Source organism: Bacteroides sp. ET489 (assembly GCF_030518095.1).
GTDB classification, from domain to species: domain Bacteria; phylum Bacteroidota; class Bacteroidia; order Bacteroidales; family Bacteroidaceae; genus Bacteroides; species Bacteroides ndongoniae.
In genome coordinates this window covers 1-1,057 of sequence record NZ_JAULLJ010000109.1, presented here as the reverse complement: position 1 = coordinate 1,057, position 1,057 = coordinate 1, and the positions used below count along the sequence as shown (strand labels likewise).

The window sequence follows — 1,057 nt, the reverse complement described above, 5'->3', positions numbered from 1 at the left end:
AGCGATGATCCCACGGGGAAGACATACATCGGATTTGCCTATAACAAGGAAACGCCGCTTGAAAGTAATAATCCGGAAGATTACAAATGGTCGGACATTAAAGGGACCGATGGTGTACCCGGAGAACCCGGTGCGGACGGAAAAACACTGTACACGTGGATAGCATACAGTGACAATCCTGATGGAAGCGGCATGTACCAGGTACCTACCGAAAATACTTTATATATAGGAATAGCCGTGAATAAGGATACTGCTACTGAGGGTACAGATCCGTCGGAATATGTATGGAGCCGTTTCAAGGGTGAAAGAGGTGAACAAGGCATACAGGGTTTACAAGGCATTCAAGGCGAGCAGGGAATACCCGGCAAGGACGGAGCGGACGGACGTACCACCTACTTCCACATCAGGTACGCGGCCAGTGCCGACGGGACAGGGATGTCTGAAACGCCGTCGGCCTACATCGGTACCTATGTGGACTTTACTGCAGAGGACAGTGCCGACCCGGCCGACTACACCTGGAGCCGCTTCCGTGGATTTGACGGCGAGCAGGGCATTCCAGGTACTAACGGGGTTGATGGAAAGACCTACTACCTGCACATCAAGTACAGCGATGACGGCGGGGCTACCTTTACCGGAAACAACGGGGAGGACAGCGGCGCGTACATCGGCGTACTGACGGACATGACGGAACAGGACAGTACCAATCCGTCGGATTACAAATGGTCGCTTATCAAAGGCGAACAAGGAGCGTCTGTTTACAACTTAGGCGGATGGTATTCCGGGTTAAATGTCCCGTATTTAGGTATAGTCCGTATGGGATGGGGTTCGTGGATGTGCCTACAAGTCACAGGCACGGATAACCCGCCTCTGTGGCGTTGGACGGATGAAGAGGGCAACCCGCTGCTGTTTTGCAGTCCGGGTGAAACAACTTACGGCTATCTTTTGACGGGTGAAGAAAACAATACCGAATACACCCTGCTGTCACGTGACGGAACCGACGGGCTGGAAGGAGTGCCCGGAAAGGACGGAGTACCCGGCGCGGACGGCAAAGACGGAC

1 pseudogene is annotated in these 1,057 nt (G+C 53.5%); it reads left to right on the top strand.

Annotation, left to right across the window (positions count from 1 at the left end):
• A pseudogene (locus tag Q3C19_RS18220) lies at positions 1 to 1,057 on the top strand (hypothetical protein); the annotation flags it as partial.